Source organism: Photorhabdus temperata (assembly GCF_025384845.1).
Lineage (GTDB): Bacteria > Pseudomonadota > Gammaproteobacteria > Enterobacterales > Enterobacteriaceae > Photorhabdus > Photorhabdus temperata.
In genome coordinates this window covers 1-25,344 of sequence record NZ_JAJAFX010000075.1, presented here as the reverse complement: position 1 = coordinate 25,344, position 25,344 = coordinate 1, and the positions used below count along the sequence as shown (strand labels likewise).

43 protein-coding genes are annotated in these 25,344 nt (G+C 43.4%); 6 read left to right on the top strand and 37 right to left on the bottom strand.

Features of this window, described 5'->3' with window-relative positions; genetic code table 11:
• The first annotated feature begins 440 nt into the window (after window positions 1-440).
• Window positions 441-986: a gamma carbonic anhydrase family protein gene (locus tag LGZ99_RS21400; RefSeq protein WP_021326310.1), complete on the top strand. Its 546-nt coding sequence runs from the start codon at window positions 441-443 to the stop codon at window positions 984-986.
• Here the strand turns inward: LGZ99_RS21400 and LGZ99_RS21395 are convergent.
• From LGZ99_RS21395 to dprA, 5 genes are all read right to left on the bottom strand, one after another.
• The gene (locus LGZ99_RS21395; RefSeq protein ID WP_036841125.1) at window positions 962-1,222 is read right to left on the bottom strand and encodes a DUF1488 family protein; all 261 of its coding nucleotides are present in this window, start codon (window positions 1,220-1,222) and stop codon (window positions 962-964) included. The genes LGZ99_RS21400 and LGZ99_RS21395 overlap by 25 nt on opposite strands.
• On the bottom strand, window positions 1,219-2,037 hold the full coding sequence (gene aroE, locus LGZ99_RS21390) for a shikimate dehydrogenase (protein ID WP_036841124.1): 819 nt from the start codon (window positions 2,035-2,037) through the stop codon (window positions 1,219-1,221). Before aroE ends, LGZ99_RS21395 begins: the two co-directional genes overlap by 4 nt.
• 7 nt (window positions 2,038-2,044) lie before the next feature.
• Window positions 2,045-2,614: an L-threonylcarbamoyladenylate synthase type 1 TsaC gene (gene tsaC / locus LGZ99_RS21385; RefSeq protein WP_036841123.1), complete on the bottom strand. Its 570-nt coding sequence runs from the start codon at window positions 2,612-2,614 to the stop codon at window positions 2,045-2,047.
• 13 nt (window positions 2,615-2,627) lie between these two features.
• Window positions 2,628-3,167, bottom strand: coding sequence for a topoisomerase DNA-binding C4 zinc finger domain-containing protein (locus LGZ99_RS21380; protein WP_021326306.1), 540 nt, complete (start codon window positions 3,165-3,167; stop codon window positions 2,628-2,630).
• Between the two features lie 62 nt (window positions 3,168-3,229).
• Window positions 3,230-4,315, bottom strand: coding sequence for a DNA-protecting protein DprA (gene dprA / locus LGZ99_RS21375; RefSeq protein ID WP_036841122.1), 1,086 nt, complete (start codon window positions 4,313-4,315; stop codon window positions 3,230-3,232).
• A gap of 133 nt (window positions 4,316-4,448) precedes the next feature.
• Between dprA and def the strand changes: the two genes are divergently transcribed.
• The 5 genes from def (at window position 4,449) to LGZ99_RS21350 (ending at window position 9,054) form a co-directional block, all read left to right on the top strand.
• Window positions 4,449-4,961: a peptide deformylase gene (gene def / locus LGZ99_RS21370; protein ID WP_023043901.1), complete on the top strand. Its 513-nt coding sequence runs from the start codon at window positions 4,449-4,451 to the stop codon at window positions 4,959-4,961.
• 24 nt (window positions 4,962-4,985) lie between these two features.
• Complete coding sequence (fmt, locus tag LGZ99_RS21365; RefSeq protein ID WP_036841121.1) at window positions 4,986-5,933, top strand: methionyl-tRNA formyltransferase; 948 nt, start codon at window positions 4,986-4,988, stop codon at window positions 5,931-5,933.
• A gap of 69 nt (window positions 5,934-6,002) precedes the next feature.
• Entirely contained in the window at window positions 6,003-7,292 is a 1,290-nt protein-coding gene (rsmB, locus tag LGZ99_RS21360) for a 16S rRNA (cytosine(967)-C(5))-methyltransferase RsmB (protein WP_023043902.1), read from the top strand.
• 56 nt (window positions 7,293-7,348) lie between these two features.
• A complete protein-coding gene (gene trkA / locus LGZ99_RS21355; RefSeq protein WP_036841119.1) occupies window positions 7,349-8,725 on the top strand; it encodes a Trk system potassium transporter TrkA in 1,377 nt (458 codons plus the stop codon).
• A gap of 83 nt (window positions 8,726-8,808) precedes the next feature.
• Window positions 8,809-9,054, top strand: coding sequence for a large conductance mechanosensitive channel protein MscL (locus tag LGZ99_RS21350; RefSeq protein WP_152552767.1), 246 nt, complete (start codon window positions 8,809-8,811; stop codon window positions 9,052-9,054).
• Window positions 9,055-9,071: 17 nt separating this feature from the next.
• On the opposite strand, the gene LGZ99_RS21345 is transcribed toward LGZ99_RS21350, so the two are convergent.
• From LGZ99_RS21345 to bfd, 32 genes are all read right to left on the bottom strand, one after another.
• A complete protein-coding gene (locus tag LGZ99_RS21345) occupies window positions 9,072-9,272 on the bottom strand; it encodes an alternative ribosome-rescue factor A (RefSeq protein WP_023043906.1) in 201 nt (66 codons plus the stop codon).
• Window positions 9,273-9,351: 79 nt separating this feature from the next.
• Window positions 9,352-9,768, bottom strand: a complete 417-nt coding sequence (gene zntR / locus LGZ99_RS21340; protein ID WP_021322782.1) for a Zn(2+)-responsive transcriptional regulator — start codon at window positions 9,766-9,768, stop codon at window positions 9,352-9,354.
• A 133-nt stretch (window positions 9,769-9,901) separates the two neighbouring features.
• Complete coding sequence (gene rplQ, locus LGZ99_RS21335; protein ID WP_021322783.1) at window positions 9,902-10,294, bottom strand: 50S ribosomal protein L17; 393 nt, start codon at window positions 10,292-10,294, stop codon at window positions 9,902-9,904.
• 40 nt (window positions 10,295-10,334) lie between these two features.
• Window positions 10,335-11,324 (bottom strand): DNA-directed RNA polymerase subunit alpha, encoded by a 990-nt coding sequence (locus LGZ99_RS21330; RefSeq protein WP_011148772.1) that lies wholly within the window; start codon window positions 11,322-11,324, stop codon window positions 10,335-10,337.
• Window positions 11,325-11,349: 25 nt separating this feature from the next.
• A complete protein-coding gene (rpsD, locus tag LGZ99_RS21325; RefSeq protein ID WP_023043907.1) occupies window positions 11,350-11,970 on the bottom strand; it encodes a 30S ribosomal protein S4 in 621 nt (206 codons plus the stop codon).
• Between the two features lie 36 nt (window positions 11,971-12,006).
• Window positions 12,007-12,396 (bottom strand): 30S ribosomal protein S11, encoded by a 390-nt coding sequence (gene rpsK, locus LGZ99_RS21320; RefSeq protein WP_002919257.1) that lies wholly within the window; start codon window positions 12,394-12,396, stop codon window positions 12,007-12,009.
• Window positions 12,397-12,411: 15 nt separating this feature from the next.
• Window positions 12,412-12,768, bottom strand: coding sequence for a 30S ribosomal protein S13 (gene rpsM, locus LGZ99_RS21315; protein ID WP_011148774.1), 357 nt, complete (start codon window positions 12,766-12,768; stop codon window positions 12,412-12,414).
• Window positions 12,769-12,913: 145 nt separating this feature from the next.
• On the bottom strand, window positions 12,914-13,030 hold the full coding sequence (gene rpmJ, locus LGZ99_RS21310) for a 50S ribosomal protein L36 (RefSeq protein WP_017493620.1): 117 nt from the start codon (window positions 13,028-13,030) through the stop codon (window positions 12,914-12,916).
• A gap of 35 nt (window positions 13,031-13,065) precedes the next feature.
• On the bottom strand, window positions 13,066-14,397 hold the full coding sequence (secY, locus tag LGZ99_RS21305; protein ID WP_011148775.1) for a preprotein translocase subunit SecY: 1,332 nt from the start codon (window positions 14,395-14,397) through the stop codon (window positions 13,066-13,068).
• Window positions 14,398-14,404: 7 nt separating this feature from the next.
• A complete protein-coding gene (gene rplO / locus LGZ99_RS21300; RefSeq protein WP_021322787.1) occupies window positions 14,405-14,839 on the bottom strand; it encodes a 50S ribosomal protein L15 in 435 nt (144 codons plus the stop codon).
• Between the two features lie 3 nt (window positions 14,840-14,842).
• Complete coding sequence (gene rpmD / locus LGZ99_RS21295; RefSeq protein WP_011148777.1) at window positions 14,843-15,022, bottom strand: 50S ribosomal protein L30; 180 nt, start codon at window positions 15,020-15,022, stop codon at window positions 14,843-14,845.
• Between the two features lie 5 nt (window positions 15,023-15,027).
• Window positions 15,028-15,528 carry a 30S ribosomal protein S5 gene (gene rpsE, locus LGZ99_RS21290; RefSeq protein WP_021322788.1) on the bottom strand — a complete coding sequence of 167 codons (501 nt, stop codon included), beginning with the start codon at window positions 15,526-15,528 and terminating at the stop codon, window positions 15,028-15,030.
• Between the two features lie 14 nt (window positions 15,529-15,542).
• The gene (gene rplR / locus LGZ99_RS21285; protein ID WP_011148779.1) at window positions 15,543-15,896 is read right to left on the bottom strand and encodes a 50S ribosomal protein L18; all 354 of its coding nucleotides are present in this window, start codon (window positions 15,894-15,896) and stop codon (window positions 15,543-15,545) included.
• A gap of 9 nt (window positions 15,897-15,905) precedes the next feature.
• The gene (gene rplF / locus LGZ99_RS21280; RefSeq protein WP_023043908.1) at window positions 15,906-16,439 is read right to left on the bottom strand and encodes a 50S ribosomal protein L6; all 534 of its coding nucleotides are present in this window, start codon (window positions 16,437-16,439) and stop codon (window positions 15,906-15,908) included.
• 14 nt (window positions 16,440-16,453) lie between these two features.
• Window positions 16,454-16,846: a 30S ribosomal protein S8 gene (rpsH, locus tag LGZ99_RS21275; RefSeq protein WP_021322790.1), complete on the bottom strand. Its 393-nt coding sequence runs from the start codon at window positions 16,844-16,846 to the stop codon at window positions 16,454-16,456.
• Between the two features lie 33 nt (window positions 16,847-16,879).
• Window positions 16,880-17,185, bottom strand: a complete 306-nt coding sequence (rpsN, locus tag LGZ99_RS21270) for a 30S ribosomal protein S14 (protein WP_021322791.1) — start codon at window positions 17,183-17,185, stop codon at window positions 16,880-16,882.
• A gap of 12 nt (window positions 17,186-17,197) precedes the next feature.
• A complete protein-coding gene (gene rplE / locus LGZ99_RS21265) occupies window positions 17,198-17,737 on the bottom strand; it encodes a 50S ribosomal protein L5 (protein ID WP_021322792.1) in 540 nt (179 codons plus the stop codon).
• A 14-nt stretch (window positions 17,738-17,751) separates the two neighbouring features.
• Window positions 17,752-18,066, bottom strand: coding sequence for a 50S ribosomal protein L24 (gene rplX, locus LGZ99_RS21260; protein ID WP_021322793.1), 315 nt, complete (start codon window positions 18,064-18,066; stop codon window positions 17,752-17,754).
• A 10-nt stretch (window positions 18,067-18,076) separates the two neighbouring features.
• Window positions 18,077-18,448: a 50S ribosomal protein L14 gene (rplN, locus tag LGZ99_RS21255; RefSeq protein ID WP_015836277.1), complete on the bottom strand. Its 372-nt coding sequence runs from the start codon at window positions 18,446-18,448 to the stop codon at window positions 18,077-18,079.
• 169 nt (window positions 18,449-18,617) lie between these two features.
• A complete protein-coding gene (gene rpsQ, locus LGZ99_RS21250; RefSeq protein ID WP_011148786.1) occupies window positions 18,618-18,872 on the bottom strand; it encodes a 30S ribosomal protein S17 in 255 nt (84 codons plus the stop codon).
• Window positions 18,872-19,063 carry a 50S ribosomal protein L29 gene (gene rpmC / locus LGZ99_RS21245; protein WP_021322794.1) on the bottom strand — a complete coding sequence of 64 codons (192 nt, stop codon included), beginning with the start codon at window positions 19,061-19,063 and terminating at the stop codon, window positions 18,872-18,874. Before rpmC ends, rpsQ begins: the two co-directional genes overlap by 1 nt.
• The gene (gene rplP / locus LGZ99_RS21240; protein WP_012990491.1) at window positions 19,063-19,473 is read right to left on the bottom strand and encodes a 50S ribosomal protein L16; all 411 of its coding nucleotides are present in this window, start codon (window positions 19,471-19,473) and stop codon (window positions 19,063-19,065) included. The genes rpmC and rplP overlap by 1 nt, the downstream gene beginning before the upstream one ends.
• 12 nt (window positions 19,474-19,485) lie before the next feature.
• A complete protein-coding gene (gene rpsC, locus LGZ99_RS21235) occupies window positions 19,486-20,187 on the bottom strand; it encodes a 30S ribosomal protein S3 (protein WP_015836279.1) in 702 nt (233 codons plus the stop codon).
• Window positions 20,188-20,204: 17 nt separating this feature from the next.
• The gene (gene rplV, locus LGZ99_RS21230; RefSeq protein ID WP_036841118.1) at window positions 20,205-20,537 is read right to left on the bottom strand and encodes a 50S ribosomal protein L22; all 333 of its coding nucleotides are present in this window, start codon (window positions 20,535-20,537) and stop codon (window positions 20,205-20,207) included.
• A 14-nt stretch (window positions 20,538-20,551) separates the two neighbouring features.
• Window positions 20,552-20,830: a 30S ribosomal protein S19 gene (rpsS, locus tag LGZ99_RS21225; protein WP_011148791.1), complete on the bottom strand. Its 279-nt coding sequence runs from the start codon at window positions 20,828-20,830 to the stop codon at window positions 20,552-20,554.
• A gap of 14 nt (window positions 20,831-20,844) precedes the next feature.
• Window positions 20,845-21,669, bottom strand: coding sequence for a 50S ribosomal protein L2 (gene rplB / locus LGZ99_RS21220; protein WP_021322795.1), 825 nt, complete (start codon window positions 21,667-21,669; stop codon window positions 20,845-20,847).
• Window positions 21,670-21,688: 19 nt separating this feature from the next.
• A complete protein-coding gene (rplW, locus tag LGZ99_RS21215; RefSeq protein ID WP_036841117.1) occupies window positions 21,689-21,991 on the bottom strand; it encodes a 50S ribosomal protein L23 in 303 nt (100 codons plus the stop codon).
• Complete coding sequence (gene rplD, locus LGZ99_RS21210; RefSeq protein WP_021322797.1) at window positions 21,988-22,593, bottom strand: 50S ribosomal protein L4; 606 nt, start codon at window positions 22,591-22,593, stop codon at window positions 21,988-21,990. The genes rplW and rplD overlap by 4 nt, the downstream gene beginning before the upstream one ends.
• A gap of 16 nt (window positions 22,594-22,609) precedes the next feature.
• Complete coding sequence (gene rplC, locus LGZ99_RS21205; protein WP_036841116.1) at window positions 22,610-23,239, bottom strand: 50S ribosomal protein L3; 630 nt, start codon at window positions 23,237-23,239, stop codon at window positions 22,610-22,612.
• 32 nt (window positions 23,240-23,271) lie between these two features.
• Window positions 23,272-23,583 carry a 30S ribosomal protein S10 gene (rpsJ, locus tag LGZ99_RS21200; RefSeq protein ID WP_001181005.1) on the bottom strand — a complete coding sequence of 104 codons (312 nt, stop codon included), beginning with the start codon at window positions 23,581-23,583 and terminating at the stop codon, window positions 23,272-23,274.
• A 297-nt stretch (window positions 23,584-23,880) separates the two neighbouring features.
• Window positions 23,881-24,357, bottom strand: coding sequence for a bacterioferritin (gene bfr, locus LGZ99_RS21195; RefSeq protein WP_036841114.1), 477 nt, complete (start codon window positions 24,355-24,357; stop codon window positions 23,881-23,883).
• A 77-nt stretch (window positions 24,358-24,434) separates the two neighbouring features.
• Window positions 24,435-24,629 carry a bacterioferritin-associated ferredoxin gene (gene bfd / locus LGZ99_RS21190; protein ID WP_021322800.1) on the bottom strand — a complete coding sequence of 65 codons (195 nt, stop codon included), beginning with the start codon at window positions 24,627-24,629 and terminating at the stop codon, window positions 24,435-24,437.
• Window positions 24,630-25,344: the final 715 nt, after the last annotated feature.

Genomic DNA, 25,344 nt, shown 5'->3' with positions numbered 1-25,344 from the left:
ATTCGTAATGAATTAACTGTTGTTCACTCTTTAAGACTTTAGTGTATTTTTTTGTGATACGGTCTTGTGAGTGCCCACACAGATTGTCTGATTAATTGTTAAAGAGCAGGCTGAAATAAAAAGTAACATTCTCGTTCAGCCGGGCTGCGTATACTACGCTTTTCGCCCGCAGAGTCAAGCGCTTATTCACTTTGCTCCGCCTGGCCTCACACGTTTTGTCAGCGTTGTGTCGGTCAGTGGTGGCGCATTATAGGGAATCCAGATTTTTACACAACACTTTTTTTTAGATTTATCGCCAACAGGTTACTTATTGCTCTTTTTGGATTGAATTTAGGCGACAATAGCCAAGATCAATAAGCTTTTTCCATTGCATACTAGTGTCTTCCTCACTAGGATCCTGTTAAGGATAAGAGATCTCCATTTCTTCATTAGAGGTATATATGTCTGGAGTGTTGCGCAGTTATCTTGGTACTCAACCTAAAATTGGTCAGAAAGTTATGTTAGATCCGTCTAGTGTGATCATTGGTGATGTCAGACTTGCTGATGATGTCAGCATATGGCCCTTAGTTGTCATCCGTGGCGACGTTAATTACGTATCTATTGGCACACGTACTAACATCCAAGATGGCTCTGTATTACATGTGACACACAAATCTGTTGATAATCCCGATGGTTTTCCTTTAATTGTTGGGAATGATGTCACCATCGGGCATAAAGCTATACTCCATGGTTGTACTATTGGTAATCGAGTGCTCATCGGTATGGGTTCCATCCTACTTGATGGTTCAGTTATTGAAGATGACGTTATTATTGGAGCGGGCAGCTTGATCGCTCCAGGAAAAATATTAGAAAGCGGATACCTTTATGTCGGTAGCCCTGCCCGTCGGGTCAGAAAACTAAAACCTGAAGAATTAGAAGTACTATGTTATTCAGCAAGCAATTATGTTTGCTGGAAAAATGACTACTTGCAAGAAGGTAATATATAACGTCCTAAATGATCATCATCCCCGTTATTGATTAACGATTCGAACTCCTCTTCAAGATCCCAACGATTTTGTCGGAAAAGATTTAATGGATGATGATCTTCCCCATAACGGTATAAAAGATCCCTAGCCCTCATAGCACAGTGAACCAATGATCCATTGACCAACGCTGGAAAAATGACTATCTGCTGCTGTTCATCCCACTCTTCTCTATCAGGAAATTGGATAGATTGATTCACGAATGTAACTCCTGTTCCAATGTTAGCAGCACAGGTGCAATTTCTGGTAATACACCATGCCATAATTTAAATGAATGAGCTGCCTGTCCTACTAACATCCCTAATCCATCTGCATAACGAGAAACACCATGTTTTTTGGCAAAGGAAATGAAAGGCGTCAAATTAGCCTGATAAAACATGTCATAACAGACACAATTTTCATTAAATATTAATGGAGATATCGCAGGAATCTCACCATTGATACCGGATGCAGTCGCATTGATAATAAGATCAAACTCAGGGCTATTAAGTATTTTCATCTCAACGGGCCAAATGTTACCTATTGGCGAAAAATTATCAGCAATCTGGATGGTACGACTGAACGTTCGGTTTGTAATTGTAATATCACAACCAAATTCTAATAATGGAGATAAAACACCTCTGGCACCACCACCAGCCCCAATTATTAAAATATGCTGCCCCTGAGTAATAAACTCAAGCCGTATCAAATCTGCTAACAATCCTATACCATCCGTGTTATCACCAAGCAATTGATTATTATCTAACAATTTCAATGTATTGACTGCACCACTGAGTCTTGCCCTCTCAGTCAATTCATTTGCCCTAGTAAATGCCTGCTCTTTAAATGGCACAGTAACATTAGCTCCTACCCCCCCCTGTTGAAGAAACATATCCAACGTCTCTTCAAATTTACCTATTGGTGCTAAAATCTTCCCATAACAATGCGCAATACCTGTTTGATCAGCAAATAACTGATGGATACGGGGTGATTTACTGTGCGTAACAGGATTACCAAAAACAGCGAATTGATTCATATTTATTCTACCCTTGACGATAAAGCTCACCAGTTAAAGCATCCCGAATTTCTGAAGGATTCTTCCGCCCTCCAACATCACCATCCAACACAGAAAGTTTATCCCCAAACTGTTGTCTGACTTCTTCTGCTGTTCGGCATGGTTCAAAACCATTTAAATTTGCACTGGTCGATACCAATGGTTTTCCATAAAGAGTACATAATTGTTTCACCAAAGGATGATCACTAACTCTGACAGCCAAAGTGGAAAATTGCCCAGTCAACCATTTAGATGTACCGGCTTTTGCAGGGATCACCCAGGTTACAGGCCCAGGCCAACAAGCAAATATAACTTCCTTTTGGTCTTCTGTTAGAAGATTGTCATCAAGATATGGCTGTAATTGTCTATAATTATCTGCAATAAGAATCAATCCTTTTCGCCACGGGCGCTTCTTTAATGTAAGCAGTTCATTTACCGCTTTTTCACTATCAGGATCACATCCAAGCCCAAAAACAGCTTCAGTTGGATAAGCAATAACTTTTTCTGCTTTTAGCGAAGTTAATACTTTTTCAAATGCAGGTGATGCTTCATTACTCATTTTATTACTCAGTTTAATTTATTTGCTGTTTTCCACACAACTTACTAGCACAAAACAACTTTGTACCTTGTGATGTGCGTTTCTCCATCAATAACGGATAGAAACAAAACACACATTCACCAACAACTGGCTTATTATTTAATACAAACTGGCAGTTGGGGTAACGGTTACACGCGTGAAAAATTTTTCCGAAGCGTGATTTTCTTTGGAGTAATTGCCCTTGTTTGCATTGGGGGCAGGCTATCGACGTCTCATCCGGTTTATCAATCAGTGCCATATGTTCGCATTCAGGATAACGACTACAACCAATGAACATTCCATAACGCCCTTGACGTAAAACTAAATTAGCTCCACATGCAGGACATAACTGCCCTTCCAGTTCTTTTACCACATGGCCGTTACTTTGCCCTTTTAATGAGCGAATATATTGACACGATGGATAACTAAAACATCCAAGAAATGGGCCATGAATGCCATTACGGATAACCAAAACAGAGCCACATTCAGGACAATATTCAGTTTCATTAGTGGAAAAAGGAACCATTTTTGCCATATCATTTTCACTTGAAATTTATACTCATATGACGCTAAACAAGACTTTGAGTATTCAGTTAATTAACTCACGCGCACATAACCACCAGCAACCACAGCCACCTTACCTAATAATTCTAGTTCAAGGAGTTTTGTCATTACCTCAGCTATAGGTAATGCAGAGCGTTGCGCAATAATATCAACTGGCGTTATTTCATCACCTACGTTAACCAGCACATCAGCAAATGGCAACTCAGTTTGCTCAAACTGGGATTTTACTTCTTCCTTTGTTCTTTCCATATGTAACCATTGTAGTGAACTGTAAACATGTTCCACAATATCCATTGCATTTGTAGCCAGATACGCCCCCTGTTTTATCAACCAGTGATTCCCTTCACTGACTGAGCTCCCCAAAAACCCTGGTAATGCAAATACATCCCTTCCCTGTTCAAGAGCGCAACGAGCTGTAATTAATGAACCGCTGTTTTGACTCGCTTCTACAACAATAACTGCCGAACTTAATCCACTGATAATCCTATTTCTTTTAGGGAAGTTTTTTGCACGTGGGGGAGTATCTGGAAAAAATTCAGAAACAAGGGCTCCCCCCTCCTCTATTTGCTTTGCTAATAATCCATGTCTATAAGGATAAATCTGACCAAGACCGCTACCTAATACAGCTATTGTTTGACCTCCACTATCTAGCGCAGATCGGTGACAAATACCATCAATACCAATAGCTAAACCACTAGTAATAACTAACCCATGTCCAACCAATTCACCTGCAAAAATTTTTGCCCATTTCTCGCCATAATAACTTGCTGCCCTGCTCCCTACCATCGCCACCTGCTTCTTTAAAAGAAGATCTAATTTCCCTGACACAAAAAGCGCAAGAGGTGGGGTATGTATTTGCTTTAATAGCGGTGGATACAAAGGATGAGAATATGTCAATAAATGACGTTCCGGCTGTTCCAGCCATTTTAAGCATGAAGCTAGCAAGATTTTATTCGCTTTAGTAAATTGCAAACATTGTGCTGATGTTAACCCACTATCCTTGAGTACGGTGAGATAACGATTCCCAGCATGCAATAATTTCTCTGTAATATTTGCTGCTTTTTCTGTTGCTAAATGGGAGATCATCTTCATTCGCAACCATATTTCCATAGCTTCCATGTTGTCATCCTGACTGAGATTGACGGACAATATCAAACTGCTCAATTAGCAATCAATACTGTCAATCTAAACGGGAAATGTCTAGAATAGAGATAAAATACCATTCACATTTTGGACACAGATCTAAACATATATGTCAGTATTACAAATATTACATTACCCAGACGAGCGGCTTCGCACTATTGCAACGCCTGTTAAAGAAGTTAATGCGGAGATTCAACGTATCATTGATGATATGTTTGAAACTATGTACGCAGAAGAAGGCATTGGCCTGGCAGCAACACAAGTTGATATTCATCAGCGTATTGTCGTTATTGACGTATCGGAAACTAGGAATGAACGCTTTGTGCTGATAAATCCAGAGTTACTGGAAAAAAGTGGTAATACTGGGATTGAAGAAGGCTGTTTGTCTATTCCTGAACAGCGAGCACTAGTGCCACGAGCTGGAAAAGTCAAAATCAGAGCCCTAGATTACAATGGTCAATCATTTGAATTACAAGCTGATGACTTACTAGCTATTTGTATTCAGCACGAGATGGACCATTTAATTGGTAAGCTTTTTGTGGATTACTTATCTCCACTGAAACGCCAGCGTATACGCCAGAAAGTAGAAAAGCTGGATAAACAAAAAGCCCGAACCAAATAAATTATATTAATACAGGAAATAAACGTGTCTGATTATTTACGTATTGTTTTTGCCGGAACGCCTGACTTTGCGGCACGCCATTTAGAGGCTTTATTAACGTCTCAGCATGAGGTCGTTGGCGTTCTAACGCGACCAGACAGACCAGCAGGAAGAGGTAAAAAACTGACACCCAGTCCTGTAAAAGCACTGGCAGAAGAACATAACATTACCGTTTTTCAGCCAGCCACTTTACGTTCAGAAGAAAACCTACAATGGCTTCTTAAACAACAACCTGATGTTCTCATCGTTGTAGCCTATGGATTAATCCTCCCTAAGGCTGTTTTAGATATTCCAAGATTAGGTTGTCTGAACGTACACGGCTCTCTATTACCACGTTGGCGTGGTGCAGCACCAATTCAACGTTCACTTTGGGCCGGTGACACGGAAACAGGCGTAACTATCATGCAAATGGATATAGGCCTTGATACTGGCGATATGCTATATAAAGCAAGCTGTCCTATTACACCTGAAGATACTAGTGCCAGTTTATACGAAAAACTGACCAATATTGGGCCAGATGCACTACTTAAAACATTATCATTAATAACATCAGGTAAAAGCCAACCTGAAACTCAAAGTGAAAAGTTGGTTACCTACGCTGAAAAACTAAGCAAGGAAGAAGCCAAAATAAATTGGGAACTATCTGCAACCCATCTTGAACGTTGCATTCGTGCATTTAATCCTTGGCCCATGAGCTTTTTCGAGATGGAAGGGCAACCTGTTAAAATCTGGAAAGCAGAAGCCATTGAAGAACAAATTTCAGTAGAACCAGGAACTATCTTAAAAGCAGACAAAAAAGGTATTCATATTGCCACTGCCGATGGAATTCTGAATATCACGCAATTACAACCTGCTGGTAAAAAAGCAATGTCAGCCGCAGATCTGCTTAACTCCAAACGTGAGTGGTTTACGCTAGGTAATAAAATCAACTGAATACTATTCTATGTAAACTCTCTCTCACAAACTTTCTCTTAATGCTGACTTTTGTCAGCCTTTTTAACTATGAAAAATACATATAATCTACGAAGTATCGCCGCAAAAGCAATCAATCAAGTTCTGGACCAAGGGCAATCTCTCAGTACGATATTGCCTGAACTTCAACGAAATATAACTGATAAAGATAAATCTTTGTTACAGGAGCTATCTTTCGGGGTATTACGTGTATTACCTCAATTAGAATGGATAATAAGTCAATTAATGGAAAAACCATTAAAAGGTAAGCAACGCATTCTACATTACCTGCTTATGGTTGGCATATACCAACTTACCTATACCCGTATCCCAGCTCATGCAGCACTTGCTGAAACAGTAAATGGAGCCGTAACTCTAAAATATCCTCAGCTAAAAGGATTGATTAATGGTGTTCTTCGCCAGTTTCAGAGGCAGCAACTGCAATTAATGGAGAGTTCACAAAATAGTCCCAGCAATCACTTACATCCTAAATGGTTATTAGCTAAAATCCAAAAAGCCTACCCGCAAGAATGGCAGCAACTTATTGAAAATAACAATAAGAAACCGCCCATGTGGTTGCGAGTTAATCGAATATACCATAGTCGAGATGAATATCTTTCTCTTCTCCATAAAGCCGGAATTGATGCAGAACCAGCTATCGAATTACCTTCTGCTATCCGTGTAATTTTCCCCTGCCCAGTAACAATATTACCTGGATTTGATAAAGGTTGGGTAACTGTTCAAGATGTATCCGCACAAGGGTGTGCCGAGTTATTACAACCAATCAATGGAGAGAAAATTCTCGATCTTTGTGCCGCACCAGGAGGGAAAACAACACATATCCTCGAAATAGCGCCAAAAGCCCAAGTATTAGCTATAGATATTGATGAACACAGGATAAAACGAGTAAAAGAAAATCTCCAGCGCCTTAATTGCCATGCAACAGTAAAAACCGGTGATGGACGCCACCCTGAATATTGGGCAGAAGGCCAGCAATTCGATCGTATCCTTCTGGATGCACCTTGTTCAGCAACAGGAGTAATCCGTCGACACCCTGATATTAAATGGTTACGACGCGAAGAAGATATTGCTCAATTAGTTCAATTACAATCTGAGATTATTGATGCAATCTGGCCATATTTAAAGAAAGGCGGGACATTAGTATATGCAACCTGTTCTATTTTACCAGATGAAAATAGTCAGCAAATCAGTTCGTTTTTAAAACGCCACCCAGATGCAAAACTATCGGAAACAGATACAAGCGATAACCCAGGAAAACAAATAATACCTGAATTCAATGGTGGTGATGGTTTCTTTTACGCTCGATTAATTAAACAGTAATATATCTCCACAATTTATAAAGATAATTATCTGTTTCTAACAAGTTAGAGAATACTATGAAAATAATTATTCTTGGTGCAGGTCAAGTTGGCGGTACATTAGCTGAAAATCTAGTAGGTGAAAATAACGATATCACTATAGTCGACACTGATCCCAACCGCCTGCACCAGCTACAAGATAAATTCGACCTCAGGGTAGTCAATGGTCATGGTTCTCATCCCAAAGTATTAAGAGAAGCTGGTGCTGAAGATGCTGATATGTTAGTTGCTGTAACTAATTCTGACGAAACTAACATGATTGCATGCCAAATTGCTTACTCCTTATTTAATACACCAAATAAAGTTGCACGAATACGCGCAGCAGAGTATATCCGTGAATCAGATAAGCTTTTTTTCCCTAACGACATTCCTATTGATTATCTTATTTCACCTGAACAACTCGTCATAGATTATATTTATAAACTAATTCAGTATCCTGGTGCTTTGCAAGTTGTTAACTTTGCCGAAGGTAGAGTAAGTATTGTTGCGGTAAAAGCTTATTACGGAGGTTCACTTGTAGGAAATGCACTTTCTTCACTTCGTGAACACATGCCTCATATTAATACCAGAGTTGCTGCCATATTTCGCCAGGATCGGCCTATAAGACCACAAGGCTCTACAATTATTGAAGCTGGTGACGAAGTTTTTTTTGTGGCTGCATCACAACATATTCGTGCTGTAATGAGCGAACTTCAACGCTTAGAAAAGCCTTACAAGCGTATTATGATCGTTGGTGGTGGTAATATTGGTGCCGGACTTGCCCTACGTCTCGAAAAAGATTACAGGGTTAAATTAATTGAACGAAATCAACAAAGAGCCACAGAACTAGCCGAATTATTACACGACACCATTGTTTTCTATGGGGATGCATCTGACCAAGAGCTATTAGCTGAAGAACATATAGAACAGGTAGATGTATTCATTGCCCTAACCAACGATGACGAAGCAAATATCATGTCTGCAATGCTTGCCAAACGCATGGGAGCCAAAAAAGCCATGGTTCTCATTCAGCGTAGTGCATATGTAGATTTAGTACAAGGAGGTGTCATTGATATTGCAATCTCTCCACAGCAAGCAACTATTTCAGCTCTACTAAGCCATGTTCGTAAGGCAGATATCGTAAGCGTTTCCTCATTACGCCGTGGAGTAGCGGAAGCTATCGAAGCAATTGCTCATGGAGACGAAAACACGTCAAAGGTTGTTGGTCGAGCTGTAGGTGATATTAAATTACCACCAGGCACTACAATTGGAGCAATAGTTCGCGGTGACGAAGTAATTATTGCTCATAATTACAGTGTAATCGAACAAGGAGATCATGTAATTATGTTTATTACAGATAAGAAATTTGTTCCCGAAGTAGAAAAACTATTCCAACCCAGCCCTTTTTTTCTTTAGGAACAAAAAAATAATTATTTATCAGTCACATAATTCAAACACAATAACTGATACAACTTGACACATTTTAATTAACACGATGATTGAAAGAACATGGTGAATTTTTTAAAACGGTTTGTAAATTTACCATGAAGGGCGATTCTACTAATCCCGCGGCTGACGTGATTGTTGATATGATCTTGAAAAATATCTTGCTGTCATTAGCTATTTTCTATGCAATGAAACTAATAAATAAATCATATAGTAAAAAAGAGATTAAGGCTATGCCAGACATCCCAAATACTAAAGAAAAATTATTAATAGAAATCCATAGATTACTGAAAGAATGAAAATAAACCTATCAGAACTAAAAGGCCAGTGGTAATAAATCTAATAATCCCTTACCACTGGCCTCCCAGTTACTTGCCTTGTTATGCTTTCCTTTCCTCTGGTAACTTCCTTTCCCTTTTTTATTTTTCTCAATTCGCTGTTTGAATAATGGATCACGTAGTAGAGCTTCAATAGCATTATCCTTTATCACGCCTTTTTTATGGTGATATGTAATCATCATATTCCTCTATCATATTAATTGGCCTAAAAACATAGCAATTGTACTCTCTGAATCACCCATAATAAAGAAAAATTACTTATTCCTTATTTGAAGCTCCTTGTTCTAAAGTTTCAAGAATAGAACAATAAGTACTTATGTGAGAGCTCCCACAGCAAGCATCACTTAACATCTTAAGTGAATCACGCATTTTTAGCATTTCAAGAAGTTTTTCTTCTACTTCCATCAACCTAGAATCTACAATTTGCTTCGACTCTTCACAAGTATGATGATCTGGATCTACACGAATAGACAATAATTCTGTGATAGCTTCCAATGTAAATCCCAGCTGCTTGGCATAACGTATAAACCGAAGGCGCTGTAAATCTTGCTCTGTATAAAGCCTATATCCCCCCTCGGTACGGTTCTGATGTTCCATCATTCCTTGTTTTTCATAGAAACGCACTGTATCAGGGGTTACATTCGCTAATTTAGCCAGTTGGCCAATACGATACATCTTCATATCTCCTACAATAAACACGCTGTTTGAGATATCAGCATAGCAGGATGGAAAAAAATAAGTGAGAAATTCAGATATACAGATGTAAAAAAACCGGGATAAACCCGGTTCTTTTATATGCCCCTACAGATTACTCTGCAGTCGCAACTTCTGTTTGAGGCTCAACAGCACGGTCAACGAGCTCGATGTATGCCATCGGAGCATTGTCACCAGCACGGAAGCCACACTTAAGAATACGAGTGTAACCACCTGCGCGGCTCGCGAAGCGCGGGCCCAGCTCATTAAACAGTTTTGCCACAATTTCGTTATCACGAGTACGGGCGAATGCCAGACGACGATTAGCTACGCTGTCGGTCTTGGCAAGAGTAATCAGCGGCTCAACGACGCGACGCAGTTCTTTCGCTTTAGGCAGAGTCGTCTTGATGATTTCATGACGAACCAAGGAACCTGCCATGTTGCGGAACATAGCTTGGCGATGGCTGCTGTTGCGGTTCAATTGACGACCACTCTTACGATGGCGCATGACCTTATCCTTCTCAGTAAAACCTTAACCTGTGATCTAGTTATTCATCAGCAATACTTGCTGGTGGCCAGTTTTCCAAGCGCATGCCTAGAGATAAGCCACGTGAAGCCAGTACGTCTTTGATCTCTGTGAGAGATTTTTTACCCAGGTTAGGTGTCTTAAGCAACTCAACCTCGGTACGCTGTACCAAATCACCGATGTAGTGGATAGCTTCTGCCTTAAGGCAGTTAGCAGAGCGGACAGTCAATTCCAGATCGTCAACAGGGCGCAGCAGGATCGGATCAAACTCTGGCTTCTCCTCTTTTACTTCTGGCTGACGTACATCACGTAAATCAACAAAAGCTTCTAGCTGTTCAGCCAAAATAGTAGCTGCACGGCGAATCGCCTCTTCAGGATCGATTGTGCCGTTAGTTTCCATCTCGATAACCAACTTGTCCAAATCGGTACGTTGTTCTACACGCGCTGCTTCAACATTGTAGGCAATACGCTCTACTGGGCTATAACAAGCGTCTACTAACAAACGACCAATAGGGCGCTCATCTTCTTCCGAATGAATCCGGGCAGAAGCCGGCACATAACCTCGACCACGCTGAACTTTAATGCGCATGCTTATAGAAGCAGTTTCGTCAGTCAGGTGGCAGATTACATGTTGCGGCTTGACGATTTCGACATCTCCGTCATGGATAATGTCGGCTGCAGTCACAGGGCCAATGCCAGACTTATTCAAGGTAAGAATAACTTCATCTTTGCCCTGAACTCTTACCGCCAGCCCTTTCAGGTTGAGGAGAATCTCCAGGATATCTTCCTGTACACCTTCTTTGGTGCTGTACTCATGCAGTACACCATCAATCTCAACCTCAGTCACCGCACAACCCGGCATAGACGAAAGCAGAATACGGCGCAGTGCGTTGCCTAGAGTATGACCAAAGCCACGCTCCAAAGGCTCAAGGGTCACCTTGGCGTGCGTCGAACTGACTTGCTCGATATCAACCAGGCGCGGTTTTAGAAACTCTGTCACAGAACCCTGCATTGTGTCCTCTCTTTGGTGCTAAGCTTTACTTAGAGTAAAGCTCGACGATCAGGTGTTCGTTGATGTCAGCGGACAGATCGGTACGTTCTGGAGTACGTTTGAACACACCTTCCATCTTCGCAGCATCAACCTCCAACCAAGTTGGTTTCTCACGCTGCTCAGCCAGCTCTAAAGCCGCCTTGATACGAGACTGCTTTTTCGATTTTTCGCGAACGCTGACTACGTCATTCGGGGATACCTGATAAGAAGCGATGTTAACAACGCGACCATTTACCATGATAGCCTTATGGCTTACCATTTGGCGTGATTCAGCACGAGTCGCACCGAAGCCCATACGGTAAACAACGTTGTCCAAACGACCTTCCAGCAAACTCAGCAGGTTCTCACCTGTATTGCCTTTCAGACGAGTTGCTTCTTTATAATAATTACGGAATTGACGTTCTAGGACACCGTAAATACGGCGAACTTTTTGTTTTTCACGTAACTGTACACCATAGTCAGACAGACGCGGTTTACGTGCGCCATGCTGTCCAGGTGGTTGTTCCAATTTACACTTGGTGTCAATCGCGCGAACGCCAGACTTCAGGAATAGGTCTGTACCCTCGCGACGGCTCAGCTTGAGCTTAGGACCCAAATATCTTGCCATTTTCTTTCTCCAACAAACCTAAAAAAGTAAACGCTATTAAACGCGACGTTTTTTAGGTGGACGACAACCGTTATGAGGGATCGGAGTCACATCAGTAATGTTAGTGATGCGGAAACCTGCCGCATTTAACGCTCGGATAGTTGACTCTCGGCCAGGACCAGGTCCTTTAACCATAACTTCCAGGTTCTTAATTCCGTATTCTTTCACTGCTTCAGCACAGCGCTCTGCTGCAACTTGAGCCGCAAACGGAGTAGATTTACGAGAACCACGGAAACCGGAACCACCCGCAGTTGCCCAACCCAGAGCGTTACCCTGACGGTCAGTAATGGTCACGATGGTGTTGTTGAAAGAAGCATGGATATGAGCCACACCGTCAGAGACTTGCTTTCTTACACGCTTACGTGCACGAATAGGTGCTTTTGCCATTATACAATACCCCGATTATTTCTTGATCGGCTTACGTGGACCCTTACGGGTACGTGCATTGGTCTTAGTACGCTGACCGCGAACCGGTAGACCACGACGGTGACGTAAACCACGATAAGTACCAAGATCCATCAGACGTTTGATGCTCAGGGTTACTTCACGACGCAGATCACCTTCTACAACGTATTTGGCAACTTCGTCACGCAGCTTGTCAATTTGCTCTTCAGACAGCTCACTGATCTTAACATGTTCAGCAATACCCGCTGCAGCACAAATGGCTTGGGAGCGAGTTTTGCCGATTCCGTAGATCGATGTTAAAGCGATTACGGTATGCTTCTGATCAGGAATGTTAATGCCTGCTATACGGGCCACTATGCACTCCTACAATTATTTACGGCAACACTATTCTGAAAAGCCCGTTTTCAGGATACTCAAACAATGTTGCTGTGATATAAAAAGATTGGCTGGCTAATTTAGCCAGCTCAAACCGACTTTGCAAGAAAAATATGCTATTTTATCAGCCTTGGCGTTGTTTATGCTTAGGCTCTGCACTACAAATCACACGAACGACACCGTTACGCTTAACGACTTTGCAGTTGCGACATAATTTCTTGACGGAAGCACGAACTTTCATTTTTACTCTCCGTAACTTCTCAAGCAAACCACCAATCAGCGGTTATAACCTTTAAGGTTTGCCTTCTTCAATGCAGACTCATACTGACTTGACATCATCAGAGTTTGCACTTGAGCCATAAAGTCCATGATGACCACAACTACTATAAGTAGCGAAGTACCGCCAAAATAAAATGGTACCTTCATCGCATCACGCATGAACTCCGGGATTAAGCAGATAAAAGTAATATACATCGCACCAACTAAAGTCAGGCGTGTCATTACCTTATCAATGTACTTGGCCGTTTGCTCTCCCGGACGAATTCCTGGTACAAATGCACCGGACTTCTTCAGGTTATCTGCTGTTTCTCTCGGGTTAAAAACCAACGCTGTATAAAAGAAACAGAAGAAGATGATTGCAGACGCGTAGAGTAACACATAAAGCGGTTGCCCAGGCTGCAAATACATTGAAATAGTAGTCAGCCAGTTCCAGCCAGTTCCGCCCCCAAACCAAGAAGCTATGGTACCAGGGAACAGAATAATGCTGGAAGCGAAAATTGCAGGGATAACCCCAGCCATATTCACTTTCAACGGTAAATGTGTGCTCTGTGCAGCATAAACTCGGCGACCTTGTTGACGTTTCGCATAGTTAACAACGATACGTCGTTGACCACGCTCCATGAAAACAACGAAGAAAGTTACTGCAAACACTAATACTGCAACCAACAGCAACAGGAGGAAGTGCAGATCGCCTTGCCGAGCTTGCTCAATGGTATGGCCGATGGCCGGCGGCAAACCCGCAACAATACCAGCAAAGATTATGATAGAGATACCGTTTCCAATACCACGCTCAGTAATCTGTTCACCCAACCACATCAGGAACATAGTCCCAGTAACTAGGCTCACAACAGCCGTGAAGTAGAAAGCAAACCCTGGGTTAATCACCAGCCCTTGCATTCCTGGCATATTTGGCAAACCAGTAGCAATACCGATTGACTGGAATATAGCCAGCACTAAAGTACCATAGCGAGTATACTGGCTAATCTTACGACGACCAGCTTCCCCTTCCTTCTTAATCTCTGCCAACGTTGGGTGAACCACCGTCAACAACTGAATAATAATAGACGCAGAAATATACGGCATTATCCCCAGTGCAAAGATAGAAGCACGGCTTAAAGCACCACCAGAGAACATGTTAAACATTTCAATGATGGTGCCCCTTTGCTGTTCGAGCAATTTGGCAAGCACAGTGGCATCAATACCAGGGATAGGAATAAAAGAACCAATACGGAAAACAATCAGCGCTCCAATAACAAACAACAGTCTGCGTTTCAGCTCGCCCAGTCCACCTTTAGCGCTTTGAAAATCTAATCCTGGTTGTTTAGCCATCTGTTACTTATTCCTCAATTTTACCGCCAGCAGCTTCAATTGCCGCACGAGCGCCCTTAGTAACACGAAGGCCACGCACAGTTACTGCGCGATTGATTTCGCCAGAAAGCATAACTTTTGCGAATTCAATTTGAGTGCCAACGATGTTAGCGGCTTTCAGTGCGTTCAGATCGATGACATCGCCTTCAACAGCGGCGAAATCAGACAGACGAACTTCTGCTGTAATCATTGCCTTACGTGAAGTGAAGCCAAATTTTGGCAAACGACGGTATAAAGGCATCTGACCACCTTCAAAACCGCGACGTACGCCACCGCCAGAACGAGATTTCTGACCTTTGTGGCCACGGCCACCAGTTTTACCCAAGCCAGAACCAATACCACGACCTACACGTTTAGGTGCATGCTTGGCACCTTCAGCCGGAGACAGAGTATTTAAGCGCATCTGTTACTCCTCAACTTTAACCATATAGGAAACCAAGTTGATCATACCACGTATAGCAGGAGTATCTTCGCGCTCTACTGTATGACCGATACGACGCAGACCTAAACCAACCAAAGTTGCCTTATGTTTAGGCAGGCGGCCGATTGAACTGCGAATTTGTGTTACTTTAATAGTCTTAGCCATGGCCATTACCCCAGAATTTCTTCGACGGATTTACCACGCTTAGCTGCGACCATTTCTGGAGACTTCATGCTGTCTAAAGCATCCAGAGTTGCACGAACCACATTAATAGGGTTAGTGGAACCATAGGTTTTAGCCAGTACGTTACGAACACCAGCCACTTCCAAAACAGCACGCATAGCACCGCCTGCGATGATACCAGTACCTTCGTGAGCAGGTTGCATGAACACACGGGAACCGGTGTGTGTACCTTTCACTGGGTGATGCAGAGTGCCGCTGTTTAGTGCGACGGTTTTCATATTGCGACGGGCTTTTTCCATCGCTTTCTGGATTGCTGCCGGAACTTCGCGTGCTTTGCCGTAGCCAAAGCCAACGCGACCATTACCATCACCTACAACAGTCAGTGCGGTAAAGCTGAAAATCCGGCCACCTTTTACGGTTTTAGATACGCGGTTTACCGCGATCAGCTTTTCCTGCAGTTCGCCAGCTTGTTTTTCGATGTGAGCCATCTTACACCTCTACCTTAGAACTGAAGGCCAGCTTCACGGGCAGCATCTGCCAGTGCCTGGACTCGACCATGATATTGGAAACCAGAACGGTCAAAGGATACATCTTTGATACCTTTCTCCAGTGCACGTTCAGCAATTGCTTTACCAACTGCTGCTGCTGCTTCTTTATTTCCAGTGTATTTCAGTTGCTCATTGATAGCTTTTTCTGTAGTAGAAGCTGCCACCAAAGTTTCAGAACCGTTTGGTGCGATAACCTGCGCATAAATATGGCGTGGGGTACGATGTACCACCAGGCGAGTTGCACCCAGTTCCTGGAGCTTGCGGCGTGCGCGGGTCGCACGACGGATACGAGCTGCTTTCTTATCCATAGTGTTACCTTACTTCTTCTTAGCCTCTTTGATACGCACGACTTCGTCGGCGTAACGAACACCCTTACCTTTATAAGGCTCAGGACGACGATAGGCACGCAGTTCTGCCGCAACCTGACCGATTACCTGCTTATCAGCACCTTTCAGTACGATTTCAGTCTGTGACGGACATTCTGCAGTAATGCCTACTGGCAGTTCGTGGTCAACTGGATGCGAGAAGCCCAGAGACATGTTAACAACATTGCCTTTGACTGCTGCACGATAACCAACACCTACCAGTTGAAGCTTCTTAGTGAAGCCTTCGGTAACACCAATAACCATGGCATTCAGCAAAGAGCGAGTCGTACCCGCCTGTGCCCAACCATCAACATAGCCATCGCGTGGAGCGAAAGTCAGTTGGTTATCTGCATGCTTAACTTCAACTGCGCTGTGGATTGTACGACTCAGCTCGCCGTTTTTACCCTTAATCGAAATAACCTGACCGTTGAGTGTTACCTCTACGCTGGCAGGAATGACGACGGGTGCTTTTGCAACACGAGACATTCTTTCCTCCCGAATTAAGCTACGTAGCAGAGAATCTCGCCACCAAGACCTGCTTGGCGAGCTGCACGATCAGTCATTACACCTTTAGAAGTAGAAACAACAGCAATACCTAAACCAGCCATAACTTGTGGCAGCTCATCTTTTTTCTTATAGATGCGCAGACTTGGACGGCTTACACGCTGAATACTTTCTACGACAGCCTTACCCTGGAAGTACTTCAGTACTAATTCCAGTTCTGGCTTGGTGTCGCCTTCAATTTTAAAATCTTCAATATAACCTTCTTCCTTCAGCACTTTGGCAATTGCCACTTTCAGCTTGGAGGAAGGCATGGTGACCGCAACTTTATTCGCGGCCTGACCGTTACGGATACGGGTCAGCATATCCGCGATGGGATCTTGCATGCTCATCTGTCTTTACTCCCGTGATTCAATTGGTGACAATTACCAGCTAGCCTTCTTAAGGCCCGGAATTTCACCGCGCATAGCGGCTTCACGGACTTTAATACGACTCAACCCAAACTTCCGCAAAAATCCATGCGGACGCCCAGTTTGGCGGCAGCGATTACGCTGACGAGAAGGGCTGGAATCACGTGGCAGTGTTTGCAGCTTAAGAACAGCATTCCAACGTTCTTCATCAGATGCATTCACATCAGAAATGATAGCTTTCAGTTCTACACGTTTAGTGAAGAATTTTTCAGCTAATTTCACACGTTTTACATCACGTGCTTTCATTGATTGCTTAGCCATGAATACCCTGCCTTACTTGCGGAACGGGAAGTTAAAAGCAGCCAACAGTGCGCGGCCTTCATCATCAGATTTCGCAGTTGTGGTGATAGTAATATCTAATCCACGAACACGATCCACTTTATCATAATCGATTTCAGGGAAGATGATTTGCTCACGTACACCCATGCTGTAATTACCACGACCATCAAATGACTTAGCGGACAAGCCACGGAAGTCACGGATACGAGGTACAGCAATAGAAATCAGGCGCTCAAGAAACTCCCACATGCGTTCACCACGCAGAGTTACTTTACAGCCGATTGGATAGCCCTGACGGATTTTGAAGCCTGCAACTGATTTGCGTGCTTTGGTGATCAGTGGTTTTTGACCAGAGATTGCTGTTAGATCCGCTGCTGCATTATCCAGCAGTTTCTTATCAGCGATCGCTTCACCAACACCCATGTTCAGGGTGATCTTCTCGACCCGAGGGACTTGCATGACAGAATTGTAGTCAAACTGAGCCATCAGTTTTTGGACTACCTCGTCTTTGTAGTAATCATGCAGTTTCGCCATCGTATTACTCCAAATTACTTGATAGTTTCGCTATTAGATTTAAAGAAACGAACTTTTTTACCGTCTTCAAATCTAAAACCTACACGGTCAGCCTTGCTGGTTGCCGCATTGAAGATTGCAACGTTTGAAACTTGAATTGCAGCTTCTTTTTCAACGATGCCACCTGGTTGATTCAGCGCCGGAACAGGCTTCTGATGTTTTTTAACCAAGTTAATACCTTCAACAATGACCTTCCCAGTAGGAAGAACCTGTTTTACTTTACCGCGCTTACCTTTATCTTTGCCAGTCAGCACGATAACTTCGTCATCACGACGGATTTTCGCTGCCATTGTCCGCTCCTTAGAGTACTTCTGGTGCCAGGGAGATAATTTTCATGAACTTTTCATTACGAAGTTCACGAGTTACCGGCCCAAAAATACGCGTACCGATAACTTGCTCACTCGTGTTGTTTAACAACACACAAGCATTGCCATCGAAGCGAATGACAGAACCGTCAGGGCGACGAACACCCTTCTTGGTGCGCACCACTACCGCTTTCAGGACATCACCTTTTTTCACTTTACCGCGAGGAATTGCTTCCTTGATGGTGATTTTAATGATGTCGCCGACATGTGCGTAGCGACGGTGCGAGCCACCCAGAACCTTGATACACATTACGCGACGTGCACCGGAGTTGTCGGCCACGTTCAGCATAGTCTGTTCTTGGATCATTTTAGTGCTCCGCTAAATGTCAACTACTACTGAGCCCACTTCATTATTATAAAGAGGCCGTTCAAATACCCCATACCATGAGGGCGCGGCATTATAACACCACATCTCAGATATGGATAGAAAAAATAAACGGCCCATAATCTGAGCCGTTTACTCTATTCGAGTCAGCTTACAGAATCGCTTTCTCTACAACGCGAACTAAAGTCCAAGATTTAGTTTTGGACAATGGACGGGTTTCGCGGATTTCCACTACATCACCGATTCCACATTCATTGTTCTCGTCATGTACGTGCAGTTTAGTCGTACGTTTGATGAACTTACCATACAGAGGATGTTTCACCTTACGCTCAATAGCAACAACAATAGATTTTTCCATTTTGTCACTAACAACACGACCTTGCAGAGTACGGATTTTATCGGTCATTACGCACCCGCCTTCTCAGTCAGTAAAGTCTTAACGCGTGCGATATCACGACGCACTTGTTTCAACAGATGAGACTGTTGTAGCTGGCCACTTGCTGCCTGCATACGCAGATTAAATTGTTCACGCAGCAGGTTCAGCAGCTCAGTGTTCAGCTCTTCAACGCTTTTTTCGCGCAGCTCTTGTGCTTTCATTACATCACCGTCTTAGTTACAAAGGTGGTTTTGATAGGCAGTTTCGCTGCTGCCAGCTTGAATGCTTCACGAGCCAGCTCTTCAGGCACACCGTCCATTTCATAAAGGACTTTACCGGGCTGGATCAAGGCAACCCAATATTCTACGTTACCTTTACCTTTACCCATACGCACTTCGAGTGGCTTTTCAGTGATAGGTTTGTCTGGGAATACACGGATCCAGATTTTACCTTGACGTTTAATTGCACGGGTCATAGCACGACGTGCCGCTTCAATCTGACGTGCAGTCAGACGACCACGGCCCACAGCTTTCAGACCGAAAGTGCCGAAGCTAACATCCGCACCTGCTGCCAGGCCACGGTTACGGCCTTTATGCACTTTACGGAATTTCGTACGCTTTGGTTGTAACATCAGCGACTCTCCTTACTTGCGGCCTTTACGCTGCTGCTTTTTAGGTTGCGCAGCCGGTTTTTCCGCCTGTTCAACAGCAGCCATACCACCCAAGATCTCACCTTTGAAGATCCATACCTTAACGCCGAGTACACCATAAGTGGTGTGCGCTTCTGAAGTATTATAGTCGATGTCTGCACGCAGTGTGTGCAATGGTACACGACCTTCACGATACCATTCAGTACGCGCAATTTCAGCACCGCCCAAACGGCCACTTACTTCCACTTTAATGCCTTTAGCGCCCAAACGCATTGCGTTCTGAACTGCGCGCTTCATAGCACGGCGGAACATAACACGACGTTCCAGCTGCGAAGTAATACTATCAGCAACCAGTTTAGCGTCCAGCTCAGGCTTACGCACTTCAGAGATATTAATTTGCGCAGGCACACCAGCGATTTCCGCTACAGTTTTACGCAGTTTTTCTACGTCTTCACCTTTCTTACCGATTACGATACCTGGGCGAGCAGTGTGAATAGTTACACGGATGCTTTTAGCAGGACGTTCAATAACAATGCGTGAAATAGACGCTTTTGCCAGTTCTTTATTCAAGTACTGGCGCACTTTAAAATCGCTGTCCAGGTTGTCAGCGAATTCTTTGGTATTCGCATACCAGGTAGAGTTCCAAGGTTTGACGATACCCAGGCGAATACCATTAGGATGTACTTTCTGACCCATTGCTAGTCTCCAGAGTCTCAGCGATCGGACACAACCACAGTAATGTGGCTGCTGCGCTTCAGGATGCGATCTGCACGACCTTTCGCACGAGGCATAATGCGCTTCATGGTAGGGCCTTCGTCTACGAAAATCTTCGTGACTTTCAGATCATCAATGTCAGCACCATCGTTGTGTTCTGCATTAGCAATAGCAGACTCAAGTACCTTCTTCACTAAACCAGCAGCTTTCTTGTTGGTATAGGTCAAAGTTTCCAGAGCTTGCGACACTTTCTTACCGCGAATCAGGTCAGCTACAAGGCGAACCTTCTGAGCAGAAGAACGAGCGTGGCGATGTTTAGCGATAATTTCCATCTCTTCCTCCTACCTTAGCGCTTTTTAGCCTTTTTATCGGCCGCATGGCCGCGATAAGTACGAGTCGGCGCAAATTCACCTAGTTTGTGACCAACCATTTCGTCGGAAACAAAAACTGGTACATGCTGACGACCATTATGGACAGCGATGGTCAAACCGATCATGTTAGGAAAGATCGTTGAACGACGGGACCAAGTCTTAATAGGCTTTTTGTCTCCGCTTTCCACCGCTTTCTCTACCTTCTTCAGCAAGTGCAGGTCAATAAATGGACCTTTCTTGAGAGAACGTGGCATGGCTTATCCTCTAATTATTTTTTAGTACGGCGACGTACAATGAACTGATCAGTACGTTTATTACTACGGGTCTTCTTACCTTTAGTTTGAACACCCCAAGGAGTTACAGGATGTTTACCAAAGTTACGACCTTCACCACCACCATGTGGGTGATCTACTGGGTTCATCGCCGTACCACGAACGGTAGGACGAATGCCACGCCAGCGACTTGCACCAGCTTTACCCAGAACACGTAGCATATGTTCTGCGTTACCAACTTCACCTAAAGTAGCGCGGCAGTCAGACAGAACTTTACGCATTTCACCAGAGCGCAAACGCAAGGTTACATAAGAACCATCACGAGCAACGATCTGAACATATGCACCAGCGGAACGAGCTAACTGGCCGCCTTTACCCGGCTTCATCTCTACGTTGTGTACAGTAGAACCAACCGGGATATTACGCATTGGCAATGCATTACCAGCTTTGATAGCTGCATCAGCACCAGATTGGATCTGATCACCAGCTTTCAGGCCTTTAGGTGCAAGAATATAACGACGTTCACCGTCTTTATACAGAACCAGGGCGATATTTGCTGAACGGTTTGGATCATATTCCAAACGCTCAACTACAGCAGGGATACCATCTTTGTTACGCTTGAAGTCAATCAAACGATAGTGCTGTTTGTGGCCACCACCGATGTGACGAGTGGTAATACGTCCATTGTTGTTACGACCACCGGTTTTGCTGCTTTTTTCCAGCAACGGAGCATAAGGTTTACCCTTATGCAGCTCAGGGTTAACCACTTTAACAACGTGGCGACGGCCCGGAGACGTAGGTTTACATTTAACAATTGCCATTGTTCTTTACTCCTCCGACTTACTCTGCACCACCGATGAAGTCCATATTCTGGCCTTCCTTCAGAGTGACATAAGCTTTTTTCCAGTCGCTACGACGACCAATACGCTGACCGTGGCGTTTAGTTTTGCCTTTAACCAGCAAAGTGTTAACAGCTTCAACTTCGACTTCAAACAATTTCTGCACAGCAGCTTTAATTTCTGCTTTAGTCGCGTCTTTTGCAACTTTGAGAACGATGGTATTGCTTTTTTCCATCGCTGTAGAAGCTTTTTCAGATACGTGCGGCGCGCGCAGTACTTTTAGCAGACGTTCTTCACGGATCATGCCAGCATCTCCTCAACTTGCTTCACAGCGTCAGCAGTCATAACCACTTTATCGAAGGCGATCAAACTAACCGGATCGATACCAGCTGCATCACGAACGTCAACCTTGTACAGGTTGCGAGCTGCTAAGAACAAGTTCTCGTCAACTTCACCAGTGATAATCAGCACATCTTCAAGAGCCATTTCTTTCAGTTTCTGAACCAGAAGCTTAGTTTTAGGAGCTTCTACAGAAAAACTCTCGACAACGATCAGACGATCTTGACGTACCAGTTCAGACAGGATGCTTTTCAGAGCACCGCGGTACATTTTCTTATTAACTTTTTGACTGTGGTCCTGTGGCTTAGCTGCGAAAGTTACACCACCAGAGCGCCAAATTGGGCTCTTAATAGAACCAGAGCGTGCACGACCAGTGCCTTTCTGACGCCATGGTTTTTTACCTGAACCAGAAACTTCAGCACGGGTTTTCTGAGCACGAGTACCTTGACGTGCACCAGCTGCGTAAGCAACAACTACTTGATGCACAAGCGCTTCATTGAAATCACGCCCGAAGGTAGTTTCGGAAACAGTCAGCGCGCCTTGCGCGTCTTTCATTACCAATTCCATTCCTATCTCCTCGACGTTACGCCTTGACAGCCGGTTTTACGATCAGGTTGCCACCAGTTGCACCTGGAACAGCACCTTTGACCAGCAGCAGGTTGCGCTCAGCGTCAACACGTACTACATCTAGGCTTTGAACGGTTACACGCTCATTACCCAGTTGGCCTGCCATTTTCTTGCCTTTAAATACCTTGCCCGGAGTTTGGTTCTGACCGATAGAACCCGGAACACGGTGAGACAAAGAGTTACCGTGGCTAGCATCTTGGGTACGGAAGTTCCAGCGCTTAACAGTACCAGCAAAACCTTTACCTTTAGATGTACCAGTAACGTCGACTTTCTTAACGTCAGCGAAAATTTCAACGCTAATGCTTTGACCTACAGCATATTCTTCGTCTTCAGACAGACGGAATTCACGCAGGATACGGCCAGCTTCAACGCCAGCTTTAGCGAAATGACCTGCTTCAGGTTTGTTTACACGGTTAGCTTTTTTGCTACCAGTAGTAACCTGAATTGCACGATAACCGTCGCTATCCAGATCTTTAACCTGAGTAACACGGTTATCTTCAATTTCGATAACAGTTACAGGGATTGAAACTCCATCTTCAGTGAAGATACGAGTCATACCCACTTTTTTACCGACTAAACCAATCATTGTTTCAACCTCTCAATCGTTCAATGACCTGATTAACCCAGGCTGATCTGCACGTCTACACCGGCAGCCAGATCCAGACGCATCAGAGCATCAACGGTTTTCTCGGTTGGCTCAACGATGTCAACCAGACGCTTATGAGTGCGAATTTCGTACTGATCACGCGCATCTTTATTAACATGCGGAGAAATCAGAACGGTAAAACGCTCTTTACGAGTCGGCAGCGGGATCGGACCACGAACCTGCGCACCAGTGCGCTTAGCGGTCTCGACAATTTCCGCAGTTGATTGATCGATCAAACGATGATCAAATGCTTTCAGGCGGATACGGATTCTTTGGTTCTGCATGAGACCAGAGCTCCAACTATTTTATAAACGTAAATAACTACTCCTCGTACCCATTTCGATTGATGGGAGAGTGTAATCGTTCAATATATAACCCCCATATCGGGAGTATTTTAAAATGGCAGAAAAGAAAACACTGCGCATTTACTGACTACAAATCAGACTTACTCAAAGTAAGCCCGCGTATTATACGCAAATCAATTAGCAAAGCAAGATACAGATGAAAATCTGTTCGGAGTGCAATAAAATGAGTACGAAATAAGATGCCCTAGCTTTAATAGATAGGGCATTTTTCCAGGGCTATTCTCCTTCAAGGATCTGTGCCTGGGTATAATTTTGAATCCCCATACGTTCAATTAATTCAAACTGAGTTTCCAGCCAATCAATGTGCTCTTCTTCTTCATCTAAGATATCGATCATCAAATCACGACTAACATAGTCATGAATCGAATCAGCATAAGCGATAGCTTCTCTCAAATCCTTAGCTCCTTGCAATTCGAGTTGCAAGTCGGATTTGAGCATTTCTTCAATATCTTCTCCGATGTTAAGTTTTCCTAAATCCTGCAAATTAGGAATTCCCTCAAGAAAAAGGATACGTTCAATGTACCTATCAGCATGTTTCATTTCATCGATAGATTCATGATATTCCTTATCATTAAGGCGGGTAAGGCCCCAGTTTTTGAACATCCGGGCATGCAGAAAATACTGATTAATTGCAACAAGCTCATTTCCAAGAAGTTTGTTCAAATGAGCAATTATTTTTTTATCACCTTTCATAGTCTACTCCTCCGCTTCCAGTACTTAAAGTGTAGTACCTATTCAGCAGAGTAGTAGTAAACCTACCTTATTTTTTATCAAGCAACGTTATCTATCTTAGGCAGTTGTGCAATTTCCTCATTAATTAGCTCTCTGGCTTGGCGTATGCATTTACCACAATCACGGCCTACAGGCACAATACGTTTTAGTTCTCTGATAGAGTGAACATGATGCTGACGCACCGCGTTACGTATTGTTTTGTCACTCACCGCATTACATAGGCAAACATACATAAATAGCACTCTCTAGTACATATTAGAGCCTATATTAAATAATAATGAGTATCATTTCAATAATCATTCGTATTTTAATTCTCTGATCTAGCCCTTCCAAATTTCCTTTCACCTTCATCAGATGGAAGTGGTTCACTCATCCGTATAATATTCTGATAGATAAGACTTTTATCACTACTAGTAGCTTTATTAAACTTATTCCACCCCCAAATAAAATTTAGCTAAACCAACTACATATTCAAGACACAGCAACTACACTATTTCCTACACCAACAACTTGCTCTAGAGCTGATAATTGGAAGGAAGGAGGGGGATCATTTATTTACGATATTGCAGGATTCACATGTTTAGTTGTATGAGAACGGACTCAGCATAAGAACAAACGTTAACATATTTAATGACGAATAGGCGATGAGTACAGATGTACCCAGAGTATCTTGGTGGAACAAGCGGATAATGCCCAAGGACAAACTACGAACTGTCACAGTCAAAAACCAGAGACCAGAAGAAGTACCCCAAGATGATTCATATAGGCAATTCAAGGAAAGGATTTATTTAAAGACATCAACCGACAGACACCTGATGTAGTACACCAGGTGTCTATTCTAAAACAAACCCGAGTTCAAGCTTGTTCTAGGACTAAATATACGATCAGCTATTAAGCAATGACTTTAGCAACAACACCAGCACCTACTGTACGGCCACCTTCACGGAT

Excerpts from the sequence above, each read along its gene's own strand:
- LGZ99_RS21400 (WP_021326310.1), top strand. The coding sequence starts at position 441 with ATGTCTGGAGTGTTGCGCAGTTATCTTGGTACTCAACCTAAAATTGGT.
- aroE (WP_036841124.1), bottom strand. The coding sequence starts at position 2,037 with ATGAATCAATTCGCTGTTTTTGGTAATCCTGTTACGCACAGTAAATCA.
- tsaC (WP_036841123.1), bottom strand. The coding sequence starts at position 2,614 with ATGAGTAATGAAGCATCACCTGCATTTGAAAAAGTATTAACTTCGCTA.
- LGZ99_RS21380 (WP_021326306.1), bottom strand. The coding sequence starts at position 3,167 with ATGGCAAAAATGGTTCCTTTTTCCACTAATGAAACTGAATATTGTCCT.
- dprA (WP_036841122.1), bottom strand. The coding sequence starts at position 4,315 with ATGGAAGCTATGGAAATATGGTTGCGAATGAAGATGATCTCCCATTTA.
- def (WP_023043901.1), top strand. The coding sequence starts at position 4,449 with ATGTCAGTATTACAAATATTACATTACCCAGACGAGCGGCTTCGCACT.
- rsmB (WP_023043902.1), top strand. The coding sequence starts at position 6,003 with ATGAAAAATACATATAATCTACGAAGTATCGCCGCAAAAGCAATCAAT.
- trkA (WP_036841119.1), top strand. The coding sequence starts at position 7,349 with ATGAAAATAATTATTCTTGGTGCAGGTCAAGTTGGCGGTACATTAGCT.
- LGZ99_RS21345 (WP_023043906.1), bottom strand. The coding sequence starts at position 9,272 with ATGATTACATATCACCATAAAAAAGGCGTGATAAAGGATAATGCTATT.
- zntR (WP_021322782.1), bottom strand. The coding sequence starts at position 9,768 with ATGTATCGTATTGGCCAACTGGCTAAATTAGCGAATGTAACCCCTGAT.
- rplQ (WP_021322783.1), bottom strand. The coding sequence starts at position 10,294 with ATGCGCCATCGTAAGAGTGGTCGTCAATTGAACCGCAACAGCAGCCAT.
- LGZ99_RS21330 (WP_011148772.1), bottom strand. The coding sequence starts at position 11,324 with ATGCAGGGTTCTGTGACAGAGTTTCTAAAACCGCGCCTGGTTGATATC.
- rpsD (WP_023043907.1), bottom strand. The coding sequence starts at position 11,970 with ATGGCAAGATATTTGGGTCCTAAGCTCAAGCTGAGCCGTCGCGAGGGT.
- rpsK (WP_002919257.1), bottom strand. The coding sequence starts at position 12,396 with ATGGCAAAAGCACCTATTCGTGCACGTAAGCGTGTAAGAAAGCAAGTC.
- rpmJ (WP_017493620.1), bottom strand. The coding sequence starts at position 13,030 with ATGAAAGTTCGTGCTTCCGTCAAGAAATTATGTCGCAACTGCAAAGTC.
- secY (WP_011148775.1), bottom strand. The coding sequence starts at position 14,397 with ATGGCTAAACAACCAGGATTAGATTTTCAAAGCGCTAAAGGTGGACTG.
- rplO (WP_021322787.1), bottom strand. The coding sequence starts at position 14,839 with ATGCGCTTAAATACTCTGTCTCCGGCTGAAGGTGCCAAGCATGCACCT.
- rpmD (WP_011148777.1), bottom strand. The coding sequence starts at position 15,022 with ATGGCTAAGACTATTAAAGTAACACAAATTCGCAGTTCAATCGGCCGC.
- rpsE (WP_021322788.1), bottom strand. The coding sequence starts at position 15,528 with ATGGCTCACATCGAAAAACAAGCTGGCGAACTGCAGGAAAAGCTGATC.
- rplR (WP_011148779.1), bottom strand. The coding sequence starts at position 15,896 with ATGGATAAGAAAGCAGCTCGTATCCGTCGTGCGACCCGCGCACGCCGC.
- rplF (WP_023043908.1), bottom strand. The coding sequence starts at position 16,439 with ATGTCTCGTGTTGCAAAAGCACCCGTCGTCATTCCTGCCAGCGTAGAG.
- rpsH (WP_021322790.1), bottom strand. The coding sequence starts at position 16,846 with ATGAGCATGCAAGATCCCATCGCGGATATGCTGACCCGTATCCGTAAC.
- rpsN (WP_021322791.1), bottom strand. The coding sequence starts at position 17,185 with ATGGCTAAGCAATCAATGAAAGCACGTGATGTAAAACGTGTGAAATTA.
- rplE (WP_021322792.1), bottom strand. The coding sequence starts at position 17,737 with ATGGCGAAACTGCATGATTACTACAAAGACGAGGTAGTCCAAAAACTG.
- rplX (WP_021322793.1), bottom strand. The coding sequence starts at position 18,066 with ATGGCAGCGAAAATCCGTCGTGATGACGAAGTTATCGTGCTGACTGGC.
- rplN (WP_015836277.1), bottom strand. The coding sequence starts at position 18,448 with ATGATCCAAGAACAGACTATGCTGAACGTGGCCGACAACTCCGGTGCA.
- rpsQ (WP_011148786.1), bottom strand. The coding sequence starts at position 18,872 with ATGACCGATAAAATCCGTACTCTGCAAGGTCGTGTTGTTAGTGACAAA.
- rpmC (WP_021322794.1), bottom strand. The coding sequence starts at position 19,063 with ATGAAAGCACAAGAGCTGCGCGAAAAAAGCGTTGAAGAGCTGAACACT.
- rplP (WP_012990491.1), bottom strand. The coding sequence starts at position 19,473 with ATGTTACAACCAAAGCGTACGAAATTCCGTAAAGTGCATAAAGGCCGT.
- rpsC (WP_015836279.1), bottom strand. The coding sequence starts at position 20,187 with ATGGGTCAGAAAGTACATCCTAATGGTATTCGCCTGGGTATCGTCAAA.
- rplV (WP_036841118.1), bottom strand. The coding sequence starts at position 20,537 with ATGGAAATTATCGCTAAACATCGCCACGCTCGTTCTTCTGCTCAGAAG.
- rpsS (WP_011148791.1), bottom strand. The coding sequence starts at position 20,830 with ATGCCACGTTCTCTCAAGAAAGGTCCATTTATTGACCTGCACTTGCTG.
- rplB (WP_021322795.1), bottom strand. The coding sequence starts at position 21,669 with ATGGCAATTGTTAAATGTAAACCTACGTCTCCGGGCCGTCGCCACGTT.
- rplW (WP_036841117.1), bottom strand. The coding sequence starts at position 21,991 with ATGATCCGTGAAGAACGTCTGCTAAAAGTACTGCGCGCGCCGCACGTA.
- rplD (WP_021322797.1), bottom strand. The coding sequence starts at position 22,593 with ATGGAATTGGTAATGAAAGACGCGCAAGGCGCGCTGACTGTTTCCGAA.
- rplC (WP_036841116.1), bottom strand. The coding sequence starts at position 23,239 with ATGATTGGTTTAGTCGGTAAAAAAGTGGGTATGACTCGTATCTTCACT.
- rpsJ (WP_001181005.1), bottom strand. The coding sequence starts at position 23,583 with ATGCAGAACCAAAGAATCCGTATCCGCCTGAAAGCATTTGATCATCGT.
- bfr (WP_036841114.1), bottom strand. The coding sequence starts at position 24,357 with ATGAAAGGTGATAAAAAAATAATTGCTCATTTGAACAAACTTCTTGGA.
- bfd (WP_021322800.1), bottom strand. The coding sequence starts at position 24,629 with ATGTATGTTTGCCTATGTAATGCGGTGAGTGACAAAACAATACGTAAC.